The organism is Drouetiella sp. (assembly GCF_059504425.1).
In genome coordinates this window covers 168,458-189,631 of sequence record NZ_JCACIN010000046.1, presented here as the reverse complement: position 1 = coordinate 189,631, position 21,174 = coordinate 168,458, and the positions used below count along the sequence as shown (strand labels likewise).

Here is a 21,174-nt window from a genome sequence, read left to right as displayed (position 1 = left end):
AGCAACTGAAAAGGTATGATAGTTAGATGACGATTGGCAACTATGCGATCGTCATCTAACTATCTGGTGAACCAATATGTTCAAAGGCTTTATTCCCAATCCTGAATCAATGCCCTGAAATCTCTACTTTGCCTCTTGCGCCCAAGCACCCCGATCGCGAACCCGTCCAAATCCTGATCACCTGATCATCGGTTCTGAGCCGGGAATCGAATCTATGATTCATCGACTCTATCTGTGTCGATTTGCTGAAGTTCACGAATGGACAATTTTGCTTCCGGCTCCCGTTCCCGGAAAACTGATGCGCAGCCTAACGCGATATGTCGATTTGAATTAACGTTCGCTTCCTGTCTTTCTCTGCAAACCTGTCTTTCTCTGCAAACCTGTCACACCCAGTTGCAGAACTTTTGCCAAAATTCAGTAGAGTCAGCGTGATCATCGTGGTGCAAATGTTCTACCCTGAAGGCATGGTTTGTGAGGCAAAGGCAGATTAGCATGGAAATTCTTTCGGTGACGCTGAAGAACTTTAAATCCCATAGCGATCGCCATTTCGCTTTTCAGCCTGGAACCAACGCCATCTGTGGCGAAAACGGAGCCGGAAAGACGAGTATTTTGGAAGCGATCGCCTGGGCAATGTTTAATTACCGAGGCGGTTACAACAAAGAAGATTTGATTCGGAACGGATCAAACAGCGCTCAGGTGACGATCGCCTTCGTTTCCAGTCGAGATGGACGTACCTACGAAGTTCAGCGCTGTACGACGAAAGGCTATACGCTTTACGATCCGCAGTTAGATACCAAACTGGATTATAAGCATATTGAAGACGAGGTCTTGCCCTGGTTGCGACAGCAGTTTGGCGTTGCGCCAGGAACAGATTTAGCGCGGCTATTTGCCAATACAATTGGCGTTCCTCAGGGAATGTTCACCGCAGATTTTTTGCTGTCTTCCGAGAAGCGCAAACCGATCTTCGATGCCATCCTCAAGGTGGAAGAATATCGGATGGCAAATCAGCAGATGCTGTCCTTAGAAAAGTATGGTAAGGCAGAGTCCGAGGGTCTAGAACGCTCGATCGCCCAGTACAATGAATCGCTACAAGAGTGGGAGTCTCTGCGCGATCGCCATCTGTTTGTCAGCCGCGAAATCGCCGCTAGCGAAACGGCATTAGCGGGTCTTCAAACCGAGCTGGCAACGCTGCAAGTTGAGAAAGATCGACTAACGGCGCAGGCACAGCAAGTACAGCAAACTTCTGCAAAACTGCAAAACTTGACGGTGCAGATTGAAGGTAAACAGCCCGCAATTACCTTGCTCAATCAGTCGGTGCAGCGGGCGCAAGCCGCCGTACAAGTCTGTCAGGAAAATCGGGAAAACTACCAGACCTATGTACAGGCAGAGGTTACCTTAAAAGAGCTGGATCAACAGGCAAAACAGCGGCAGAGCATCCTCAGACAGCGAGAAGCGCAGCAAAAAGGACTCACCGATCTACAAACTCAACTCACCAAGCTCGATATCAAGCGGGAGGCGCTAGATCAAGCCTCAGCCGATCTGGAGCAGTTGCAGCCTTTCATCGCTCAGCAGACCGAGCTAGAACAGCAGCAGCTCAGCCTGATAGAGCAGCTTAACCAGCTCCAAGCCCTGAAGCCCGAACAGCAGAATCTCTCTCGGCAAATGGCAAAAATTCGGGCGGAGCAGACAAAGCTGAGTGCCGAAATCGAGCGGATTCGATCGCTAGAATCGTTGATCAGCCAAATTCCCGACTTAGAACTGAAGCGCGATCGCCTTCAGGAGCAGCTCAGCCGAGTAGAAGCCGCCAAGCAGTTTGAGTCAGAGCTACGGCAGTTGGTCAGTCAGGGAGAGGCACAGCGCGATCGCCATCAGTCTCAGGCTGAGCAGGCATTAGCCACCCTTCAAGCCGTTCAGCAAACGGTGCCGCTGTTGGCAAGTGCTTCTGTAGAAGCGGCACTGGCGACTATTCGGTTAGGCGTTGAACTCAACACAGATTTGCTCAACGCCCTCTGGCGGATCTTGTCAGATTTGTCGGAGCAGATTTCTGTGTCCAAGCTTCAGGAGCAGTTGCGCCAAATCAAAACACAGCTTGAGGCGGGCTATCAGCACAGAGCAGAATTTGCAGCGCTAGACTCAAAGCAGGCTCAGCAGACGCACTGGCAGACAGAATCCGCCCAACTTCAGGAACGCATCGACCAAATTGCTGCCGCCCTCGCCGCTGAACCCGACTGGTTAGAGAAGCGATCGCATTTCATAGCCGAGCTAAATCAACTCGCGAACCCTAAAGGACAGGCACAGCTTCTAGTCCGGGATCTTCAGCAAGCTGACGCCTTGAGCAGGCAATACGCTGCCCTCAAAGCTCAGTCCGCCAAACTAGAGGAGGCGATCGCCCTGCTTGAAACACAGCTCATGCAGTTTGCCGAGCTTGAAGATCAGATAGAGCAGCAAAAGCAGCTCCGCCAAACCCATCAGCCCACCTATCTGATCTATATGCAGCACCGCAATGATGCCAATCAGTTAGCAAAGTTGCAGGCCGACCTTCATCTCGCTTCTGAACAGTTGGCAGAGCTGGTGACAGAGCAATCCGCCTTACAAGTCGAGTATGAGCATCTGACCCAGACCTATGATCCGCAGCAGTGGCAGCAGATCCAGACCCTCTATGAAAAAACTCGCAGCGAAGCCGATCGCCTTGCTGGGGGGTTGCCTCAGCAGCAAAAACTCATGGCGCAGCTAGACAGCCAGCTTGCCATTCTAGACTCCATGGCTGAGAAGCGCGATCGGGCACAGGCAGACCTCAAGCAAAAAGACAAAGTTCGCAAATTCATCAGCTTTGCTCGCAAAGTCTACAAAGAAGCGGGGCCGCGCATCACCGAGCGCTATGTGCAAAATATCTCCCGCGAAGCCGATCGCCTGTTTCGGGAACTGCTCAACCGCCCCAACGTAGCTCTGGAATGGACGCGAGACTACGAAATTATGGTGCAGGAAGGGGCGCACTCTCGCCGATTTATTAACCTATCGGGAGGCGAACAGATGTGTGCAGCGCTGGCGGTGCGGTTAGCCTTGCTACGCGTTCTGGCAGACATTGATATCGCCTTCTTCGACGAACCTACCACCAACATGGATCGCCCCCGTCGAGAAAGTTTGGCAGAGGCGATCGCCAATATCAAAAGCTTCCGGCAGCTCTTTGTCATTAGCCATGACGACACGTTCGAGAAAATCACCGAAAACATCATTTTGGTTGAGCGCGATCCCCTAGATTAGCCCTAGATTAGATCGTATGACATTACATAATTGAGTTAGGACGAGTTATTTTTTGAGAGCCGCGCTCCGCGCGGCTCTCAAAAAATAACTCATTTGATCTAAGCGCGTAGCGCTATAGAGTAAACTAAGCAATCTATTTTGGTGCTGCAAGATGGTGATTTCTCCTGCATCCCAAGTCGAAATCTTCTATCCCACTGGCGATGGTAAACCCGTGGCAGAGACCTTTGACCATCTCTATGCGCTGCTAGTGACTCTTGAGGTGCTGCGGCAATACCTCACCGGACGACAAGCCACAGTTCTAGGCAATCAATTTCTTTACTATGCTCAGGGCTTTCCCCGCCTGCGCGTCGCGCCCGACGTGATGGTAATCTTTGGCGTAGAGCCAGGTGGACGAGACACCTACAAAACCTGGGAAGAAGGACAGATTCCTAGCGTGATCTTTGAAATCACCTCTCCATCGACTCGCCAAAATGACGAGCTTTCCAAGAAAAATCTCTACGCCCAGATGGGAGTGCAGGAATATTGGCAGTTTGACCCCAGAGGAGAGTGGATTACTGAAAAGCTGCGAGGGTACCGCCTCCATGATTTTGTAACGCTGGATGGCGAACCAGAATCAGTCTATGAACCCATTACCGACGGACACAGTCAAGTCCTGCAACTGCGGCTAACCGTCGAAGGTCTGCTGATTGGATTTTATCGGCTCGATACAGGTGGAAAGCTTCTGATTCCTGATGAACTAGCGGCAGCATTGCAGCAAGAAACTCAAACCCGACAGCAGGCAGAAGCGATCGCCGAAGAGCAGCGCCAAAGAGCCGAAGAGCTAGCGGCACAATTGGCACGATACCGCGATCGATTTGGGGAATTATAGCTGTCGCCAGTTCGCTTAGGACATTTTTGGTGGGGCGCAAAGCGCCCCACCAAAAATGTCCCCGTCTTAACCGCCTTGGCGGTTGCCACACCTGAAGCATAGTTTTTCAGAACACTGTCTGAAGAAATTCATTCTAAGAAATCCATTCCGGGTCAGCATGAAGCAATTAAAAACCTATGGACGCTGGGTGGTTTTGGGGGCGATCCTCTTCTTTTTAGTCACCACGCTCAAGCATCACTGGGAAGAAGTTGCCGCGATTCGGGTAACTGCCCTTGGCTACAGATATTTGATTGCTGGACTAGGCGTGACGCTGCTGGCGCATATTTGGTCAGGCTGGGTTTGGGGCTGGATTTTGCGAGAGCTAAATCAGCCTGCACAGCCCTCCTGGAGTATTGCCACCTACCTGAAAACCAACATTGCCAAGTATCTGCCGGGAAACATTTGGCAGTTTTATGGGCGGGTAATGGCAGCCAAAAATGTCGGATTTTCAGTCAGTGCAGCGACTCTTAGCGTTGTGCTAGAGCCTCTGCTAATGGCGGCTGCGGCATTGGCGATCGCCCTCATCGGCGCTCAACAAAACAATCAACTCTTGCAGGGATTAATTCTGATCGCCGTTTTAGCCAGCATTCACCCGCGTGTTTTGAATCCGCTATTGCAGGTTGCCAGTCGATTGAAGGGAAAGGGCAAGCCTGCGGATGAGCCTACAGAAACCCTGCAACTCAGACGCTATCCTTTGCGACCGCTCTTGGGCGAAGCGGGCTTTGTGCTGCTGCGGGCAACAGGATTTCTTTTAACCATGTCGGCGCTCAGCCCGATCGCCCCTGAGCAAATCCCGGCGCTGATCAGCGGATTCAGCTTTGCCTGGTTGCTGGGTCTCATCGTTCCTGGTGCACCGGGGGGCATTGGTGTATTTGAGGCGACGGCGATCGCTCTGCTGCATCAGTTCCCCACAGGCATTGTCTTGGGTAGCGTAGCGCTCTATCGTCTGGTGAGCATTTTGGCGGAAGCGATCGGTGCAGGGGTTGCTTGGAGCATGAGCCGACGCAAAAGGGCAAACGATTAGTTTTTACTTATAGATTTTATTTGATAATCATCTCGAAAATCATTGAGATAAGTATATGCCTACGCCGCAATTCGCAGTAGACTAATTTTCATGCGTTAAACCAATGCAGATTCAGTTTTAGATAGAAAAAAATCTATGTATCAGCAACAGTTCATCTGTTGCAGGGAGGTTTTCATGTCTAATTTTTCCCCTGTGAATCGACGCAAGTTTCTAGTTACGGCAGGTGCGGCTGCAAGCGCAACTTTCTTAAAAGGATGTCTTGGCAACCCTCCGGGTTCAGTGCCTAATGCTCAAGGTGAGGCAACATTTGCTGCTCCGCTGGTGAATATAGCGGTAGGGGATGCGCCCGAAACCCCGATCGTCAAGCTGGGCTATATCCCGATCGTTGAGTCTGCACCGCTGATCATTGCCAAAGAGAAAGGCTTTTTTAACAAGTACGGCATGACGGGAGCCGAGGTTTCCAAGCAAGCTAACTGGGGAGCGGCACGAGACAACGTTGAAATTGGTGCTGCTGCCGGGGGAATCGACGGTGGACAATGGCAGATGCCAATGCCTCACCTAATTTCCGAGGGGGTGATCACAAAAGGGAACAGAAAAGTACCCATGTATGTGTTGGCGCAGTTGAATACGCAGGGGAACGGTATTGCGATCGCCCAAAAACACTCGAATAAAGGTTTTGGGCTAGATATTAGCGGAGCTGCCGACTACATCCGCGGACTAAAGACAGCAGGCACTCCCTTCAAAGCGGCATACACTTTTCCAAAAGCCAATCAGGATTTCTGGATTCGCTACTGGCTAGCGGCTGGAGGCATCAATCCTGATACTGACATTAATTTGTTGGCAGTCCCGGCGGCACAAACGGTTGCCAACATGAAAACGGGCACAATGGATGCCTTTAGCACAGGTGATCCCTGGCCTTATCGAATCGTGGGAGATGGCATTGGCTTTGTGGCAGCCCTGACTTCCCAAATTTGGCCTGACCATCCTGAAGAATATTTGGCAATTCGATCGGATTGGGTGGACAAAAATCCCAAGGCAACCCAGGCGGTTTTGAAAGCGGTGATGGAGGCACAGCAATGGTGTGATACTCCAGAAAACCGGGAGGAGCTGGCAAAGATTTTGGCAGGTCGCAACTACTTCAATATTGCCCCCAAAATTCTGTCAGAACCCTACAAAGGCAAATATGACATGGGGGATGGCAAGCCTCAAATCAATGACGTCAAGGAGTCTACACTCTACTGGAAAGATGCGCGCGGCAATGTTTCCTACCCTTACAAAAGCCACGATCTATGGTTCCTCACCGAGAGCGTACGCTGGGATTTCCTGCCTGCTAGCACCCTGGCAAACGCCAAAACCATTATCGATAGAGTGAACCGCGAAGACCTGTGGAAAGAGGCGGCAAAGTCGTTGGGTATTGCTGCTACCGATATTCCTACCAGCACATCGCGGGGTATTGAGAAATTCTTTGACGGCACAGAGTTTGATCCTGAAAAGCCTGAAGACTATCTCAAGAGCCTCAAGATTAAGACGGTCAAGATATAGACGATCGCTTCCCGAATACTCATTGCTTTTGGAATGCTCAAGCAACCACCATTTGACTCAAAAAACGATTCCCTTAGAGAATAATTAGGAGTATATAGAATGACCGCTACTAAACTGCCAACTCGAAACACGTCAGACTTTTTAGGATCGATCGCCAAATTCTGGAAAAAGCAGGCTAAAAACATTTTGCCCCCCCTCTTTGGCACATTGGGTTTTCTGCTGGTCTGGGAACTATTTTCCCGCTCTGGACTGACCCAGCTTCCGGGGCCATCTAGCCTGTTTTTAGACGATCGCACCCGTACCTATTTGCTCTACCCGTTCTATGACTTGGGAGGATTGGATAAAGGGCTATTCTGGCAAACCTGGGCAAGCTTGCAGCGGGTGGCGATCGGCTATAGTGCAGCCGCGATCGTCGGCATTGGCGTGGGAGTCATTGTCGGGGTCAGTCCGATGATCTCGAAGGCGCTCGATCCGCTGTTTCAGTTTTTGCGGACGGTGCCGCCGCTTGCCTGGGTGCCGATCGCCCTGGCCGCTCTTCAGCAAAATGAACCTGCGGCACTATTCGTTATCTTCATCACCGCAATTTGGCCCATCTTGATCAACACGGCGGTGGGCGTGCGTCAAATTCCACAAGATTACATCAACGTCAGGCGAGTGCTGCAACTCTCAAATCGAAAGTTCTTCTTCAAGATTTTGATTCCCTCGGCATTACCCTACATCTTTACAGGATTACGAATTGCGATCGGTCTGGCATGGCTAGCAATTATTGCCGCAGAAATTGTCATGTCGGGTGTGGTTGGGATTGGTTTCTTTATCTGGGATTCCTACCAAAACAACTATGTCAGCCAAATCATTCTGGCATTAGTTTATATCGGTGCAGTGGGTCTTGTCCTGGACAAGGCGGCAGCATATATCCAGAACAGAATTGTTCCTGAAGATCCTAAATAGGATGTATTAGCCTTATCTCTTTAACATTTCTGAAAAATCCTCATTCAGGTGAAGTATCATGTCTGTTTTTGTTGCCATTGATCAAGTTGATAAGGTATTTCCGCTGTCGAGTGGCGGAGAGTATATTGCACTCAAAGGGATTAATCTAGAGATCAAGAAAGGAGAATTTGTTTCTCTCATTGGTCACTCTGGCTGTGGCAAATCGACGCTGCTGAATATGCTGGCAGGTCTAGATTTGGCGACGAGCGGCTCCGTGACCCTGGAGGGTAGCCCGATTACTCAACCCGGTCCCGATCGCATGGTGGTGTTTCAAAACTACTCGCTGTTGCCCTGGCTAACGGTGCGGGAAAACATTGCCCTTGCCGTAGATTCCGTGATGGAAGTCAGCAAAGCCGATCGCCAGGACATTACCGAGCGCCACATCCGCATGGTGGGGCTGCAACACGCCGCCGACAAACCCCCAGCACAGCTTTCAGGCGGTATGAAGCAGCGGGTGGCGATCGCCCGTGCCCTTGCCATCCGTCCTAAGCTGCTGCTGCTGGATGAACCCTTTGGTGCATTAGATGCCCTGACGCGGGGCAATCTGCAAGAGCAGCTGATGCAGATTTGCGAAGAGAATCAGGTGACGGCAGTCATGGTGACCCATGATGTCGATGAAGCCGTGCTGCTATCCGATCGCATCGTCATGTTAACCAACGGTCCCTGCTCCAAAATTGGCGGCATTCTGGAGGTAGACATTCCTCGCCCCCGCAAGCGCATGGAGGTGGTGAATCATCCCAGCTACTACAGCCTGCGATCGGAGATTATCTATTTCCTTAACCAGCAGAAGCGGATCAAAAAGCTGCGGGCAAAGAAAATGGAGGCGATCGCCCGTCACGGTCTGGAGAAAGTCAATCTGGAGCTAGGCTTTGTGCCGCTGACCGCCTGCGCGCCGCTGGTGGTCGCCAAAGAGAAAGGCTTTTTTGAGAAACATGGGCTAGATGAGGTAAGTCTGGTGCGGGAAACAAGCTGGCGCGGCATTGTGGACGGCATTGCCGGAGGCTATCTTGACGCAGTGCAAATGCCTGCTGGAATGCCCGTTTGGCTGACGGTGGGTGGACATCAAGACCGACCCATCCCCACCGTCAGCGGTCTGACCATGACCCGCAACGGCAATGCCGTCACCCTAGCAAGAAAATTCTACGAGCAGGGTATTTACAACGCTGCCGACTTCAAGCAGATGCTGCTCGACTCCGCCGATAGTCAGCACACGCTGGGCATGGTGCATCCTTCCTCAATGCACAACATCCTATTGCGCTACTGGCTGGCATCCGGCGGTATCGATCCCGATCGCGATGTTGTTCTCGAAACCATTCCCCCGGCACAAATGGTTGCCGATCTCAAAGCAGGTACAATCGACGGTTACTGCGTCGGCGAACCCTGGAATCTGCGGGCGGCGATCGAGGATATTGGCTTCACGGTGGCAACAGATTTAGAGATTTGGCAAGGACATCCCGGCAAGGTCTTGGGCGTAAAGGAAGAATGGGCGATCGCCTATCCCAATACCCACATTGCCTTAGTCAAGGCGCTCATGGAAGCCTGCCGATATTGCGCCGATCCGGCTCACGCGACAGAAATACAGGAGTTGCTGTCTCGCCGCGAATACCTCAGCACCAGCGAAGAATATATTCAGCTTGGCGACCCCAATGCCTATGTCTGCACCCTCGACAAACCTATGCGCGAGTATGCCCACCACCTGTTCTACGGCGATGGGGTCAATCGTCCTAGCCGTACCGAGCATCTGTGGATGATGACCCAAATGGCGCGGTGGGGAGACATTCCTTTCCCGCGCAACTGGCTAGAGATCTTAGAGCGCGTCTGTCGCGTCAGCGTCTTCAGCACTGCTGCCCGTGAACTCGGCGTACTAGACATGAAATACCACCGAGGGCCAATCCAGCTCTTCGATGGAGTCAAATTTGATGCCGAAGACCCGATCGCCTATCTCAACCACCTCACCATCAAACGCGATTTCAGCGTTGCCGAAGTTGCCCTCGACGCTCGCAGAGTAGCCGCATAGCCACCCCACATCCTTTCCACCTGCCCTACACATCTCCGACTCTCGCTGAACATTCTGCATCTTGCCCCCCAACCCTCCAATTCTAGGGACTTCCGGAGTTCAAAGTTCCCCAGAATTAGGGGATTTAGGAAGCTAGAGAGCCTAGCTCGTCCAATCCATCCACCCATTCACTCATCCACCCATCATGCTGAATCAAACCAACATTCGCCCTCCAGTCTCCCTCCAGGAAGATCACCCCCCTTTCCTGTCGATCGCCCATGTTTCCAAGGTTTATCCCACGCCCAAGGGTACCTATAATGTTCTACAAGATGTCAACTTAGCCATTCATCAGGGTGAGTTCATTTGCGTCATCGGTCATTCTGGCTGCGGCAAGTCTACCCTGCTGAATATGGTGTCTGGATTTGTTCAGCCCACTCAAGGCTCGGTAACGCTGCAAGGCAAACCCATCACTAAGCCTGGATTCGATCGCATGGTGGTCTTCCAAAACTATGCCTTGCTGCCCTGGCTGACGGCATTCGAAAATGTCTACCTGGGGCTAGATTCCGTCTACCCCGAAAAATCTGAAGCCGAGAAAAAAGCGATCGCCCGTGATCACCTAGCCATGGTGGGCTTATCAGATGCGATGGACAAAAAGCCAACCCAGATTTCGGGCGGCATGAAGCAGCGGGTGGCGATCGCCCGTGCCCTGGCAACCCGGCCGCAGGTGCTAATTCTGGATGAACCCTTTGGCGCGTTAGATGCCATCACTAAAGAGGAACTGCAAGAGGAGCTTTTGAAGATTTGGAATGAGCACCGCTGTACCGTGCTAATGATCACTCACGATATTGATGAGGCACTGTTTCTCGCCGATCGCCTGGTGATGATGACGAATGGCCCTGCGGCTGACATTGGCGAAATCATGACGATTCCCTTCCCCAGACCGCGCGATCGCACTCGTATCATGGAAGATCCTGAATACTACAAGTTGCGAAATGAAGCGCTAGATTTTCTCTACAATCGATTTGCCCACAGAGATTAGCCCACAGAGATTAGCCCAACCCATCTAAATCTATTTGTGCCAGCAGTGACTCGATAGGCATCTGAATCTGGGTATGAGTTTTTTGAGCGGGGGCGCTCTCCGCACCTTTCGAAAAAACTCATACCTAAAACCAGCAACGCTAAAATATAGTATTCTCCTGATCTCTACTCCGTAAACCTGATGAGCGTCATTGTCTTTGGCAGCATCAACATGGATCTTGTGGCTCGAACGCCGCGAATTCCGGCTCCGGGAGAAACGCTGACTGGGCATGGGTTCGCTATGATTCCCGGTGGTAAAGGTGCCAATCAGGCGGTTGCCGTAGCGCGTCTGGGGGTGCCAACTCAGATGGTTGGGCGAGCCGGTTCCGATAGTTTTGGACAAGATCTTGTGAAAGCATTGAGGCATAGCGGCGTAGGGTGCGATCGCGTCACGATTGATGACTCAACTCAATCAGGAATTGCTCTGATTACGGTGGAGGATACAGGTGAGAACAATATTGTGATTATTCCAGGAGCCAATGGGCGAATCGATGAGTCAGACTTAGAGCGTTTAAAGCAAATCTTGCCCTCTTCTAAAGTCTTGATGCTTCAGCTAGAAATTCCTCTCTTGATGGTAGTAGCCGCAGCTAGGGCAGCTAAAGCGATCGGCGTAACGGTGATTCTCGATCCGGCTCCAGCGCGATCGGATTTACCTGACGAACTTTATTCGCTGATTGATATCCTTACTCCTAATCAAGTCGAAGCCAGCCAGCTTGCAGGAATCCCAGTAACAGATCTTGAGAGCGCTGCCAAAGCCTCCGCCATTTTGTACAAGCGCGGTATCCCCACAGTTATCACCAAGCTAGGGGAGCAAGGATCTTACTGCATTACCGAGATGGAATCTTTTTGTACCCCTGCTTTTCCGGTAGAATCGATCGATACGGTAGCAGCTGGAGACTGTTTCAACGGCGGGTTGGCGGCTGGACTGGCGCACGGAATGTCCCTGCGTCAAGCGATCGCACAAGCAACAGCAGCAGCAGCACTTTCTGTCACAAAAGCTGGAGCGCAGCCCTCTTTGCCCACTCAAGCCGAACTAGCAGTCTTTCTGGCTCGTCAGCCCTTTGAAAGCTAGGGATGAGCTAGGTCTGCTTGCAGGTACAGAACTCCTCCAGCGTTATACCAATATTAAGACCCAAACAGGGCAGATGATTTTGAGAGCAAGACTCAATAGCTGAGGTCAGCAAGCTAGCACATCAATCGCTCTAAATTTAATTCCCTGTTTCAATGATGTGAATATCAACTTCGTGGAGCGATCGCATCAATCGATCCACAAATGATCCTTTGAGCAAAATTTTCCATCTTGCTTTTTGGGTTTTTCCCAGTACGACCTGAGTAATTCGGCGCTCTTTGGCAACCTGGGCGATCGCTTCGGCAATATCGACATGAACAACGCGCAAAAACTCACCTTCAAACTCTTTGCACAAGCGTTCGCAAGTTTCTATATGCAGCGCCTCAGTTTTAGTCAAAAAGCGGTCTGAAGTGTTGACGAACAGAACTGAAAGGGGAGCCTTCATGTAGTCTGCAATGCGAGCGCCGCGACGGAGGAGCTGTATGGCGTTAGGATTGGTGGAAATGCAGACCAGCACCCGTTCGTGAATATTACAAAACTGCCTGCTGGTAGCAGTTTCCATGCCGTTAGCTTCGACATTATCTGCGATCTCTCGTAGAGCCAGCTCACGCAATGCAATCAGGTTTCCTCGCTGAAAAAAGTTTTGCAGCGATTGTTCAATTTTTTCAGGAGCATAGATTTTGCCGTCCCGCAGACGTTCTTGCAGCGTTTCCGGCGTAACGTCTACGACAACAATTTCATCAGCACTTTCAATAATGCGATCGGGTACACGCTCGCGAACGACAACTCCCGTGATTCTAGCCACCAGATCGTTCAAGCTTTCCTGATGCTGAATGTTAACTGTGGAGTAAACATCAATTCCCGCATTCAAGATAGCTTCAACATCCTGGTAGCGTTTTTCTCGTTCTGAGCCAGGTACATTGGTGTGTGCTAACTCATCTACTAGCACAAGCTGCGGACGACGCGCCAAGATAGCATCTGTATCCATTTCTTCAAGGACAATCCCTGAGTGCATAACATGCTTGCGAGGGAGGATTTCTAAGCCAATCGACTTTTCTGCCGTCTCTTTACGGCGATGGGTTTCTAGAAGCCCAACGACAACATCTATGCCCTCTCGTTTCAGACGATGTCCTTCTTCCAGCATTTTATAGGTCTTGCCCACACCCGGAGCCATGCCGATGAAGATCTTATGTTTACCTTTACGAGTGCTGCTGCTATAGAGTGTATCGGGGGATGGATTGTACATTATTCTGGGATTTCAAGGTGAATCAGTCTATGACCTGCTAATAAGAGACTTACTGAATGATTAAAAGAAGTTTTTGCAATCTGTAAATGGAAAGTCGATCGCATGAGGACGTAAAAATGGTGCAACAGCCCACACTAACTCAGACTGTTCTCGCAGATCGGAAATATGATGCCACTTGCGGGTCAGCGGCTCATAGACAGTAGCTGAAACTGAACTCGAAGCGCCTGAGGCAGGATTTACCTCAGCCTGCGGCAAAAAAGTCAAATCCTCCAGCACCTCTGACGCAAACTGATAGCGGCGATTTATTGCGGGTTGCAACAGTCGATTAAGGATATGAGCGAGAGAGGAATCGATCGGATGAGGCAGAAAGTTTTGCCAGTTCCAGGCATCCTCACCTGTATCAAATAGATCAAAAGGGGGCATTTGAGTCAGTAAATGAATACAAGTAACTCCTAAACTATAAAGATCGCTAGCGAAGACCGCCCTGCCGCGAGTTTGCTCAGGTGCAGCATACTCGGCGCTACCAATTAAGGTGCCTGTCTGGATAGGTAAATCCTCGGCGATCGCTTTGGCAGCACCAAAGTCTACTAGAACAAGCTGTCCATCCTGACGGTGGCGAATGATGTTTGCAGGTTTGATGTCGCGGTGAATGATATGGCGATCGTGGATGAATTGCAAAACGGGCAATAGCTGGGTGAGAAGTTGGCGAATTTGAGCAGCCTTAAACGCGCCCGCCTCAGCCAATTCTTGCTCTAGCGTCTGACCCTCAATAAACTCTTGCACCAGATAACCCTGTCCACCCTGTTCAAACAGGTCTAGCAGGGCTGGAATCTGAGGATGTTGTCCCAATTCTGCTAATCTCAGACCTTCCTGCCGCAGCGCATTTCTGGGCTGACTTTCGCAGGTTGGCAGAGGAGACATAATCTGCTTAATTACGCAGTACGGCTGAGCGGGCTGGAGCTGATCGAATGCCAGAAAAGTTTTGCCGAATCCGCCCTGTCCAATCCATTTGTGGAGGCGATAGCGGTTTTGAAGCAGTCCGCTACTCGGAAAATTTTCGGAGAGATTATCGCCCGAAAAGCCATGTGAAGAGGTTGAAACTGGGAGGTTATGGCTCATAGACTGAGACTAGAGGAGCGATAGAAGGTGAGGGGGCGAGTAGGTGAAGTCATGTATTCCACCTACCCATTTTACTAAAGCTAGAATCCTAAGCTGGCTGTAGAGCATCCAGCGCTAGATTGAGCTTAAGGACATTAACGCCGGGTTCGCCAAAAATACCCAAAAATCGCCCCTCGGTGTTTTGAGCAATCAATGGCTCAAGCTGGATAGGTTGAAGGTTCCTAGCGGCTGCAACTCGCGTCACCTGATTACGAGCGCCCTCTACGGTGATATGGGGGTCAAGGCTAGAACCAGATGTGTAGAGTAGATCGGCAGTGGGTTTAATTCCTGCCTGTTCAAGTCTGGGTAAGTCTCCTGCGATCGCCTGACTCGGATCTGGATCGCTTTTACCCTGGATGCGATCGAGCAGTGCAGAGTTGCTGGGTGCTAAGTTACTGGCTCCTGAAACTCCGGTTTTCAGAATACCCGCATCGTCTTTTTGAGGATCAGCCGTGCTGTAGCTAGTGGTGCTGGGGCGGCTGTTGAAATAGCGATCGGATGTGAAAGGTTGTCCAATGAGAGCAGAACCTACCACAGTACCTTGCGCATTTTTAATCAAGCTGCCGTTGGCTTGGTAAGGAAAAACGAGCTGTCCAAAAGCAATCATCACCAAGGGGTACAAAATGGCTGTCAGCAGCCAAAGCACAAAGGTCGTTCGAACGGCTCTACTGGCTTCTCTAGCAAAACTCATAGCTAACAAAACTCATGGTAAGGAATGGAAAGTGAATGGAAGTTAGAATCTTTCAGGTTGAAACATCACCACAAAAAGATAGGCAGAAAGGCACACAGTGGCAATACCAAGCAGAGTCAATGCCCAGACCTGTAAGCGATCGAGTTCTCCTCCGGTAGCTGCCAAAACTGCGGGCGCAAAGAGGGTATTAAAGCATAGCGCTAAAAACAGATACGAGGGAAGCTTGCGTCTACGCCAAGCAGACCAAAATTCACCCATATCTTCGAAAGCTTGGGAGGAATAGAATGATATCAGGTATTGATTAGGAGCGGGAGATTTCATAGAGAGTAGATTCTGAAGGAATACAGAAGGAATACAGATTCAGTGAACAAGGCTCTTAAGAAATGGGCAGAATCAGATCGATAAGCTTGATGGCGATAAACGGAGCAATTACGCCACCCACTCCATAGATTAAGATATTGCGTTGCAGGAGCTGATTCGCGGTGAGCGGGCGAAACTCTACTCCTTTAAGCGCTAAAGGAATTAGGGCAAGAATAATCAGCGCGTTATAGATCAAGGCTGAGATGATTGCCGACTGCGGACTCTTCAACCCCATGACGTTCAGAGAGCCGATGCCTGCCGCCGCAAAGATTGTCGGGATAATGGCAAAGTATTTGGCAATATCATTGGCGATCGAAAAAGTGGTCAAAGCGCCTCGCGTAATCAGGAGCTGTTTGCCGATCGCCACTAGATCAATCAACTTGGTGGGGTCAGAGTCTAAATCCACCATGTTTGCGGCTTCCTTTGCCGCCTGTGTGCCAGAGTTCATGGCCACACCAACGTTAGCTTGAGCTAGAGCCGGGGCATCATTCGTGCCATCGCCCGTCATGGCAACGAGCTTGCCTTGTGCCTGCTCTCGGCGAATGACATCAATTTTATCTTCTGGCGTAGCCTCCGCAATGAAATCATCCACACCTGCTTCTTCAGCAATCACAGAAGCGGTAATTCGGTTGTCACCCGTCAGCATGATCGTGCGTACCCCCATGCGGCGAAGCTGGTCAAAACGCTCTCGCAATCCGGGTTTAACAATATCTTTTAGGTAGATAATGCCGTATACCTCACTATTTCTACAAACAGCTAAAGGTGTACCGCCCAATCTCGACACTCGCTCATAGGCTGCGTCGAGATCGGCAGAGAGTGTGCCCCCGCGCGATCGCACAAACCCCTTGACGGCATCCACTGCACCCTTACGCGCCTCGCCACCATCAGGTAAATTGGTACCGCTCATGCGAGTCCGCGCCGAGAATTCGACCCCCTCAGCCGCATTGCGATCGAAGTCAACGGTGGCTCCCATTTCTTCTGCTAGCCGCACGATCGATCGTCCTTCAGGCGTTTCATCAAAAACGCTAGCTGCCAGAGCTGCTTGAGCAACCGCCTGTTCAGAATAGCCGTTAATCGGAATAAATTGGCTGGCAAGCCGATTCCCCAACGTAATGGTTCCGGTTTTATCCAGCACCAGTGTGTTGATATCTCCACAGGCTTCTACCGCCCGTCCAGAAGTGGCAATGACATTAAACTGTGCTACCCGATCCATGCCAGCGATACCAATAGCGCTCAGCAATCCGCCAATGGTAGTGGGAATCAGCGCAACCAATAGCGCGATCAGAATAGCGATCGTCGTAGGAGACTGCACATAGTTTGCTAGAGGAGACATGGTGGCGATCACGATCAGGAAAACCTGGGTCAGCACCACCAGCAGCACGGTGAGGGCAATTTCGTTCGGGGTCTTCGACCGCTCTGCACCTTCCACGAGGGCGATCATGCGATCGATAAAGCCCTTACCCGGATCGGAAGTAATGCGGATGACTAGCTCATCTGATAACAGACGCGTACCGCCTGTTACCGAGCTGGCAATGTCTGTTCCAGGTTGCTTCAGCACGGGAGCCGATTCTCCAGTAATAGCTGACTCATCCACTGAGCCAATGCCCTGAATCACATCGCCGTCTGAGGGAATCATGTCTCCAGCAATGACCTTGACCTGATCGCCCCGCCGCAAATCCGTAGAGCTAACTTCCTGCACAGAGCCATCGGGCAGCATTTTGCGGGCAACTGTATCCGATCGCGTTGCCCTAAGCGAATCTGCCTGCGCCTTGCCTCGTCCTTCGGCAACCGCTTCGGCAAAGTTGGCGAAAACAAGGGTAAAAAACAGGATGAAGGTAATCAGTCCATTAAAAATCTGCTGGTTTAGGCCTGTATCTGGAACGTTACCAAACAAATTTGGGTTAAAGGTCACGAGTGCGGTCACGATCGTCCCGACCCAGACGATAAACATCACCGGATTTTTGACGGTAATCCGAGGATCAAGTTTGATAAAAGCCTCTTTAACAGCCCGTTGATAGAGTCCGCTCATATCGGCTTTGGGCGTATGTCTGCGAGATTCCCGTGGGCCGCCTGGAGCGCGGGGTGGAGTCGATGAAAATTGGTTGCTGGATTCCATAGTGGGTTCTAAAGAGCGCAGATTTGAAGAGTTTTGAGTGAGGGGATGGGCGAAGTCTGATGCTATCTATTCAAGTGACCTCATCCCGCTGGATTCAGCCGCCTTTAGCAATTTGAAAAGCTTCGGCGATCGGCCCTAACGCCAAGACCGGGAAGAAAGTGAGGGCGCCCAGGATCAGCACTACGCCAGCAGTCACACCTGTGAACAAAAACGTATCGGTGCGAAGCGTCCCAACAGTCATCGGTACAGGCTGTTTACGAGATAGGCTGTCTGCTAGCAGCAGCAAGGCAATGATGGGAATATAGCGTCCACATAATAAGCTGAAGCAGGTGCTTAGGTTCCACCACAGCCCTGTAGAAGCAGGTTGAGAATCTGCTAATCCTTCAAAGCCCGAACCGTTGTTAGCTGCGGCTGAAGCATATTCGTAGATGACCTGGCTAAGACCATGAAACCCAGGGTTGCTAATGCCTGAAAGCGTTTCAGGGAATGCTAGGGAAATCGCTCCTGGAATCAAGATGGCGATAGGATGTACCAGCAAAATCAGAAAGCTGGCTAGAACTACCTCTCGCTTCTCAATTTTGCGTCCCAGAAATTCTGGAGTCCGTCCTACCATCAGCCCTGTGACAAACACAGCTAGGATCAGGTAAGCAAACAGGTAAGCTGTTCCAGTTCCCTGCCCACCCCAAATAATTTGCAAAAACAGGTTGGACAACAGGACAAAGCCACCAAGCGGCATGAATGAGTCGTGAAGGCTATTGACTGCCCCACACATTGTTCCTGTTGTCGTGGTGGCAAACAAAGCAGACTGCGCCCAGCCGAAGCGAACCTCCTTTCCTTCTAAGTTAGGTTGTACGCTTCCTAGCAAAGAATTGACAGCAGGGTTTCCTTGATACTCGCCTATTGCTGTTAAGGTGACAAATAGCAGGTAAATCGCCAGCACCATGCTGTAAATCAACCAAGCCTGCCTGCGACTGTTGGCAAATACACCATAGGTGTAGATAAAAGCCGAAGGAATGACTACCATACCGACAATCTGAATGAGATTAGTGGCTGGGTTAGGGTTCTCAAAGGGATGGGCAGAGTTAATCGCAAAGAAGCCGCCGCCATTCTCTCCCAATTGTTTGATAATTTCAAAATGAGCGACTGGCCCCCGCGCGATCGCTTGACTCAATGCCGGATTTTCGAGCGTGGGTACCACAACTGGCCCTGCCAGCGTTTCAGGCACACCCAACAGAATTAAAGCTACTGCACCAACAATGCTGATTGGCAACAAAATCCTGGTAATCGATCGAATCAGATCCACGTAGAAATTTCCTAGCGGTCTGCCTGTTAGACCTCGAATGAAAGCGATCCCAACCGCCAGACCTGTTGCCGCTGACGTAAACATATGGTATCCCAAGCCAAGCATCTGACTGCCATAGCTGAGGGTTGTCTCACCAGAGTAGTGCTGCTGGTTAGTGTTAGTGATAAAAGAAATCGTGGTGTGCAGGGCAGTATCCCAGGTTGGAGCACCCAGACCCGTAGGATTTAAAGGCAACCATCCCTGATTCATGATTAGAAAAAAGATCAGTAGCGCCATAGCCACGTTACTGTACAGAATCGCCCTGGCGTACTTCCAGCCTGTCATCTCCTCCTTCGTCTCAGTCCCTGTCAACGAGTAAAGTATTCGTTCTACAGGTACCAACACTGGGTCAAGCAGAGTTTTATGTCCCAGATACACGCGAGCCATATACCCCCCAAATGTGGGAGCCAACGCGACGAATAGGGCGATCGTCAACGCAATTTGCAACCATCCTTGAAACATGAATCCAAAAGGCTCCAGGTAGATTAAGTAAGTCAAGATTTTCTAGTTAAGGCAATCTTATCGGGCTAATGAGATGGGTGAAGATAGCACGACGCAACTGCGTTCTAAGCCAACACTTTTGCGACAAACCTTGACTGTAGAGGTCTTAATAAAATCAATCAAATGATTCTCAAATTTCATCATCTCGCCTTTCTAAAGGAAACACAAGATATAGGTTGCAATCTATTCAGGTTTTATATGACAAGATATAGCTTTAATTGAAAAACGTTTAGATGTGTTTAGATGTGATCTATATTTCCAGGTATAGAGCACATCTAAACATGCGTTTTAGTCTGAAAACCTCTTATTTTCTATAGCTTTTAGAATTTAATAGATAAGTTTGCTTTATTGCGAATCTATTAAATTTACGGCAACTACTCGATCGATGAATCTCAAATTGTTTAAGCCATCTTCGATCGCCAGAGATCCTCGCACGAGCACGCTCTGGATTATTTTGGGGCTATTTGTTACCGTCATTATTCTTGAATTTTCCACCCCGCCCGAATACGTGTTTGGGTATCTCTATATTGGTCCAGTCTTGTTAGCCACCTCTCGCCTCAGTCGGACAAATGCTGTCAAAATTACGTTAACTGCGGCAGTCTTGACGATGCTAAACTCCTGGCTTCCAGAGAACAGAGTGCTGAGCAGTTCAATTGTTGCCAGCCGCGCGATCGCCGTTTTAGCCATGCTGGTGACGGCGGTGTTGAGCGATCGTAACCGCTGCTATGAAGAGGCTTTAGCTCAGCAGCAGGCAAAGCTTCAGGCTCAAGAAAAGCTGGCAGATATGCGGGAAGATTTTGTCTCGACGCTGACCCATGATCTAAAAACTCCGCTGCTAGGGGCGATCGAAACGCTCAAGGCATTTCAGCAAAGCGCGTTTGGCATAGTTTCGTTGAGGCAGCAAAAGGTTTTGGCAACGATCGTGCGCAGCCACCAGACTAGCTTACAGCTTGTGGAAACACTGCTGGATGTCTATCGCAACGACACAGAAGGACTGGTTTTGCAAAACAATCCCACCGACCTAGTAGCGCTGGTTGAAGAGGTGGCAACTAGCTTAACGGAGTTGGCGGCAAGTCGGCGAGTGCATATCTCCTTTAGCTATGGAGAATCTGACTTTCGCAGGTTTCTCTGGGTCAATGGCGACGCTCTGCAACTGCAACGGGTATTTGCCAATTTGCTCACTAATGCCATTAATCACTCTCCCAGAGGTGGCAAGGTAGAGGTCGTTTTAGAATCTCATGCCTCAAGCCAGATGGCAAAGGTGATGGATAGCGGAGCCGGGATTACTGAAGAAGAGCTTCCTCATCTATTTGAGCGATTTTATCAGGGACACAGCGATCGCCATGCTAAAGGTTCTGGGCTAGGGCTTTACTTAACGCGTCAAATTATTGAAGCTCACGGGGGCACAATTTGGGCAGAAAACCGCTCTCCTAATGGCGCAATCTTCGGCTTTCGCTTGCCTACTTTTCCGCACTATCCCTCTACACCGTCAATAGAATCCTGAAAGCATCTGGCGATCGCCCTTACGACTCTAGCCACTTCGATCAGCGCGCTGGGCTACCAACGCCTTAAAGCTCGTTTCACCTTTACGAACCTTTACACGATCGCGTTTTTGCTGATGAGAATTGGCTATTGGGTGATTAGCTTTGCCCGTAGCTATGAGGTATGGCTGTCGCCACTTTGCTTAGGACGTTTTTGGTGGCGCGCTCCGCGCGCCACCAAAAACGTCCTTGTCCTAACCTCGCTGTCTACAGCTATAGTTTTAGTCGGGTTGGCGATCGGAGGGTTGGGGATAGGACTTCTGATGCCCAACATGAATGTATGTTTGACTTCATCCACCCCGGCTGCATTGCGAGGTCGAATTTTGGGAGGACTAACGACTAGCTTTTTCTTCAAT

At 50.5% G+C, this 21,174-nt stretch carries 16 protein-coding genes; 9 read left to right on the top strand and 7 right to left on the bottom strand.

Annotated elements, in window-relative coordinates:
- The first annotated feature begins 492 nt into the window (after positions 1-492).
- The 8 genes from AC5JMP_RS11555 (at position 493) to rbsK (ending at position 11,866) form a co-directional block, all read left to right on the top strand.
- Entirely contained in the window at positions 493-3,261 is a 2,769-nt protein-coding gene (locus tag AC5JMP_RS11555) for an AAA family ATPase (RefSeq protein WP_495851612.1), read from the top strand.
- Between the two features lie 151 nt (positions 3,262-3,412).
- Positions 3,413-4,129 (top strand): Uma2 family endonuclease, encoded by a 717-nt coding sequence (locus AC5JMP_RS11550; RefSeq protein WP_495851611.1) that lies wholly within the window; start codon positions 3,413-3,415, stop codon positions 4,127-4,129.
- A 157-nt stretch (positions 4,130-4,286) separates the two neighbouring features.
- Positions 4,287-5,192, top strand: a complete 906-nt coding sequence (locus AC5JMP_RS11545; protein WP_495851610.1) for a UPF0104 family protein — start codon at positions 4,287-4,289, stop codon at positions 5,190-5,192.
- A gap of 174 nt (positions 5,193-5,366) precedes the next feature.
- Positions 5,367-6,734 carry a CmpA/NrtA family ABC transporter substrate-binding protein gene (locus tag AC5JMP_RS11540; RefSeq protein WP_495851609.1) on the top strand — a complete coding sequence of 456 codons (1,368 nt, stop codon included), beginning with the start codon at positions 5,367-5,369 and terminating at the stop codon, positions 6,732-6,734.
- 99 nt (positions 6,735-6,833) lie between these two features.
- Positions 6,834-7,682: a nitrate ABC transporter permease gene (gene ntrB / locus AC5JMP_RS11535; protein ID WP_495851608.1), complete on the top strand. Its 849-nt coding sequence runs from the start codon at positions 6,834-6,836 to the stop codon at positions 7,680-7,682.
- A 58-nt stretch (positions 7,683-7,740) separates the two neighbouring features.
- Positions 7,741-9,738 carry an ABC transporter ATP-binding/substrate-binding protein gene (locus AC5JMP_RS11530; protein WP_495851607.1) on the top strand — a complete coding sequence of 666 codons (1,998 nt, stop codon included), beginning with the start codon at positions 7,741-7,743 and terminating at the stop codon, positions 9,736-9,738.
- 184 nt (positions 9,739-9,922) lie between these two features.
- Entirely contained in the window at positions 9,923-10,756 is an 834-nt protein-coding gene (locus AC5JMP_RS11525) for a nitrate ABC transporter ATP-binding protein (RefSeq protein ID WP_495851606.1), read from the top strand.
- Positions 10,757-10,936: 180 nt separating this feature from the next.
- Positions 10,937-11,866 (top strand): ribokinase, encoded by a 930-nt coding sequence (gene rbsK, locus AC5JMP_RS11520; protein WP_495851605.1) that lies wholly within the window; start codon positions 10,937-10,939, stop codon positions 11,864-11,866.
- Positions 11,867-12,002: 136 nt separating this feature from the next.
- On the opposite strand, the gene AC5JMP_RS11515 is transcribed toward rbsK, so the two are convergent.
- The 6 genes from AC5JMP_RS11515 to kdpA all read right to left on the bottom strand — a co-directional run bounded on the left by AC5JMP_RS11515 (position 12,003) and on the right by kdpA (position 19,238).
- Positions 12,003-13,109 (bottom strand): universal stress protein, encoded by a 1,107-nt coding sequence (locus tag AC5JMP_RS11515; RefSeq protein WP_495851604.1) that lies wholly within the window; start codon positions 13,107-13,109, stop codon positions 12,003-12,005.
- 60 nt (positions 13,110-13,169) lie between these two features.
- On the bottom strand, positions 13,170-14,228 hold the full coding sequence (locus tag AC5JMP_RS11510) for a protein kinase domain-containing protein (RefSeq protein ID WP_495851603.1): 1,059 nt from the start codon (positions 14,226-14,228) through the stop codon (positions 13,170-13,172).
- An 88-nt stretch (positions 14,229-14,316) separates the two neighbouring features.
- Complete coding sequence (gene kdpC / locus AC5JMP_RS11505) at positions 14,317-14,958, bottom strand: K(+)-transporting ATPase subunit C (RefSeq protein WP_495851602.1); 642 nt, start codon at positions 14,956-14,958, stop codon at positions 14,317-14,319.
- Between the two features lie 42 nt (positions 14,959-15,000).
- The gene (locus tag AC5JMP_RS11500) at positions 15,001-15,216 is read right to left on the bottom strand and encodes a potassium-transporting ATPase subunit F (protein ID WP_495851601.1); all 216 of its coding nucleotides are present in this window, start codon (positions 15,214-15,216) and stop codon (positions 15,001-15,003) included.
- A gap of 118 nt (positions 15,217-15,334) precedes the next feature.
- Positions 15,335-17,434: a potassium-transporting ATPase subunit KdpB gene (kdpB, locus tag AC5JMP_RS11495; protein WP_495851600.1), complete on the bottom strand. Its 2,100-nt coding sequence runs from the start codon at positions 17,432-17,434 to the stop codon at positions 15,335-15,337.
- Positions 17,435-17,528: 94 nt separating this feature from the next.
- Positions 17,529-19,238 (bottom strand): potassium-transporting ATPase subunit KdpA, encoded by a 1,710-nt coding sequence (gene kdpA / locus AC5JMP_RS11490; RefSeq protein ID WP_495851726.1) that lies wholly within the window; start codon positions 19,236-19,238, stop codon positions 17,529-17,531.
- A 424-nt stretch (positions 19,239-19,662) separates the two neighbouring features.
- Here kdpA and AC5JMP_RS11485 point away from each other — a divergent pair, with 424 nt between their 5' ends.
- Positions 19,663-20,781 carry a sensor histidine kinase gene (locus AC5JMP_RS11485; protein ID WP_495851599.1) on the top strand — a complete coding sequence of 373 codons (1,119 nt, stop codon included), beginning with the start codon at positions 19,663-19,665 and terminating at the stop codon, positions 20,779-20,781.
- Between the two features lie 152 nt (positions 20,782-20,933).
- On the opposite strand, the gene AC5JMP_RS11480 is transcribed toward AC5JMP_RS11485, so the two are convergent.
- Entirely contained in the window at positions 20,934-21,173 is a 240-nt protein-coding gene (locus tag AC5JMP_RS11480) for a hypothetical protein (protein WP_495851598.1), read from the bottom strand.
- Position 21,174 lies beyond the last annotated feature (1 nt).

Coding starts and splice junctions, on each gene's coding strand:
- AC5JMP_RS11555 (WP_495851612.1), top strand. CDS start 493: ATGGAAATTCTTTCGGTGACGCTGAAGAACTTTAAATCCCATAGCGAT.
- AC5JMP_RS11550 (WP_495851611.1), top strand. CDS start 3,413: ATGGTGATTTCTCCTGCATCCCAAGTCGAAATCTTCTATCCCACTGGC.
- AC5JMP_RS11545 (WP_495851610.1), top strand. CDS start 4,287: ATGAAGCAATTAAAAACCTATGGACGCTGGGTGGTTTTGGGGGCGATC.
- AC5JMP_RS11540 (WP_495851609.1), top strand. CDS start 5,367: ATGTCTAATTTTTCCCCTGTGAATCGACGCAAGTTTCTAGTTACGGCA.
- ntrB (WP_495851608.1), top strand. CDS start 6,834: ATGACCGCTACTAAACTGCCAACTCGAAACACGTCAGACTTTTTAGGA.
- AC5JMP_RS11530 (WP_495851607.1), top strand. CDS start 7,741: ATGTCTGTTTTTGTTGCCATTGATCAAGTTGATAAGGTATTTCCGCTG.
- AC5JMP_RS11525 (WP_495851606.1), top strand. CDS start 9,923: ATGCTGAATCAAACCAACATTCGCCCTCCAGTCTCCCTCCAGGAAGAT.
- rbsK (WP_495851605.1), top strand. CDS start 10,937: ATGAGCGTCATTGTCTTTGGCAGCATCAACATGGATCTTGTGGCTCGA.
- AC5JMP_RS11515 (WP_495851604.1), bottom strand. CDS start 13,109: ATGTACAATCCATCCCCCGATACACTCTATAGCAGCAGCACTCGTAAA.
- AC5JMP_RS11510 (WP_495851603.1), bottom strand. CDS start 14,228: ATGAGCCATAACCTCCCAGTTTCAACCTCTTCACATGGCTTTTCGGGC.
- kdpC (WP_495851602.1), bottom strand. CDS start 14,958: ATGAGTTTTGCTAGAGAAGCCAGTAGAGCCGTTCGAACGACCTTTGTG.
- AC5JMP_RS11500 (WP_495851601.1), bottom strand. CDS start 15,216: ATGGGTGAATTTTGGTCTGCTTGGCGTAGACGCAAGCTTCCCTCGTAT.
- kdpB (WP_495851600.1), bottom strand. CDS start 17,434: ATGGAATCCAGCAACCAATTTTCATCGACTCCACCCCGCGCTCCAGGC.
- kdpA (WP_495851726.1), bottom strand. CDS start 19,238: ATGTTTCAAGGATGGTTGCAAATTGCGTTGACGATCGCCCTATTCGTC.
- AC5JMP_RS11485 (WP_495851599.1), top strand. CDS start 19,663: ATGAATCTCAAATTGTTTAAGCCATCTTCGATCGCCAGAGATCCTCGC.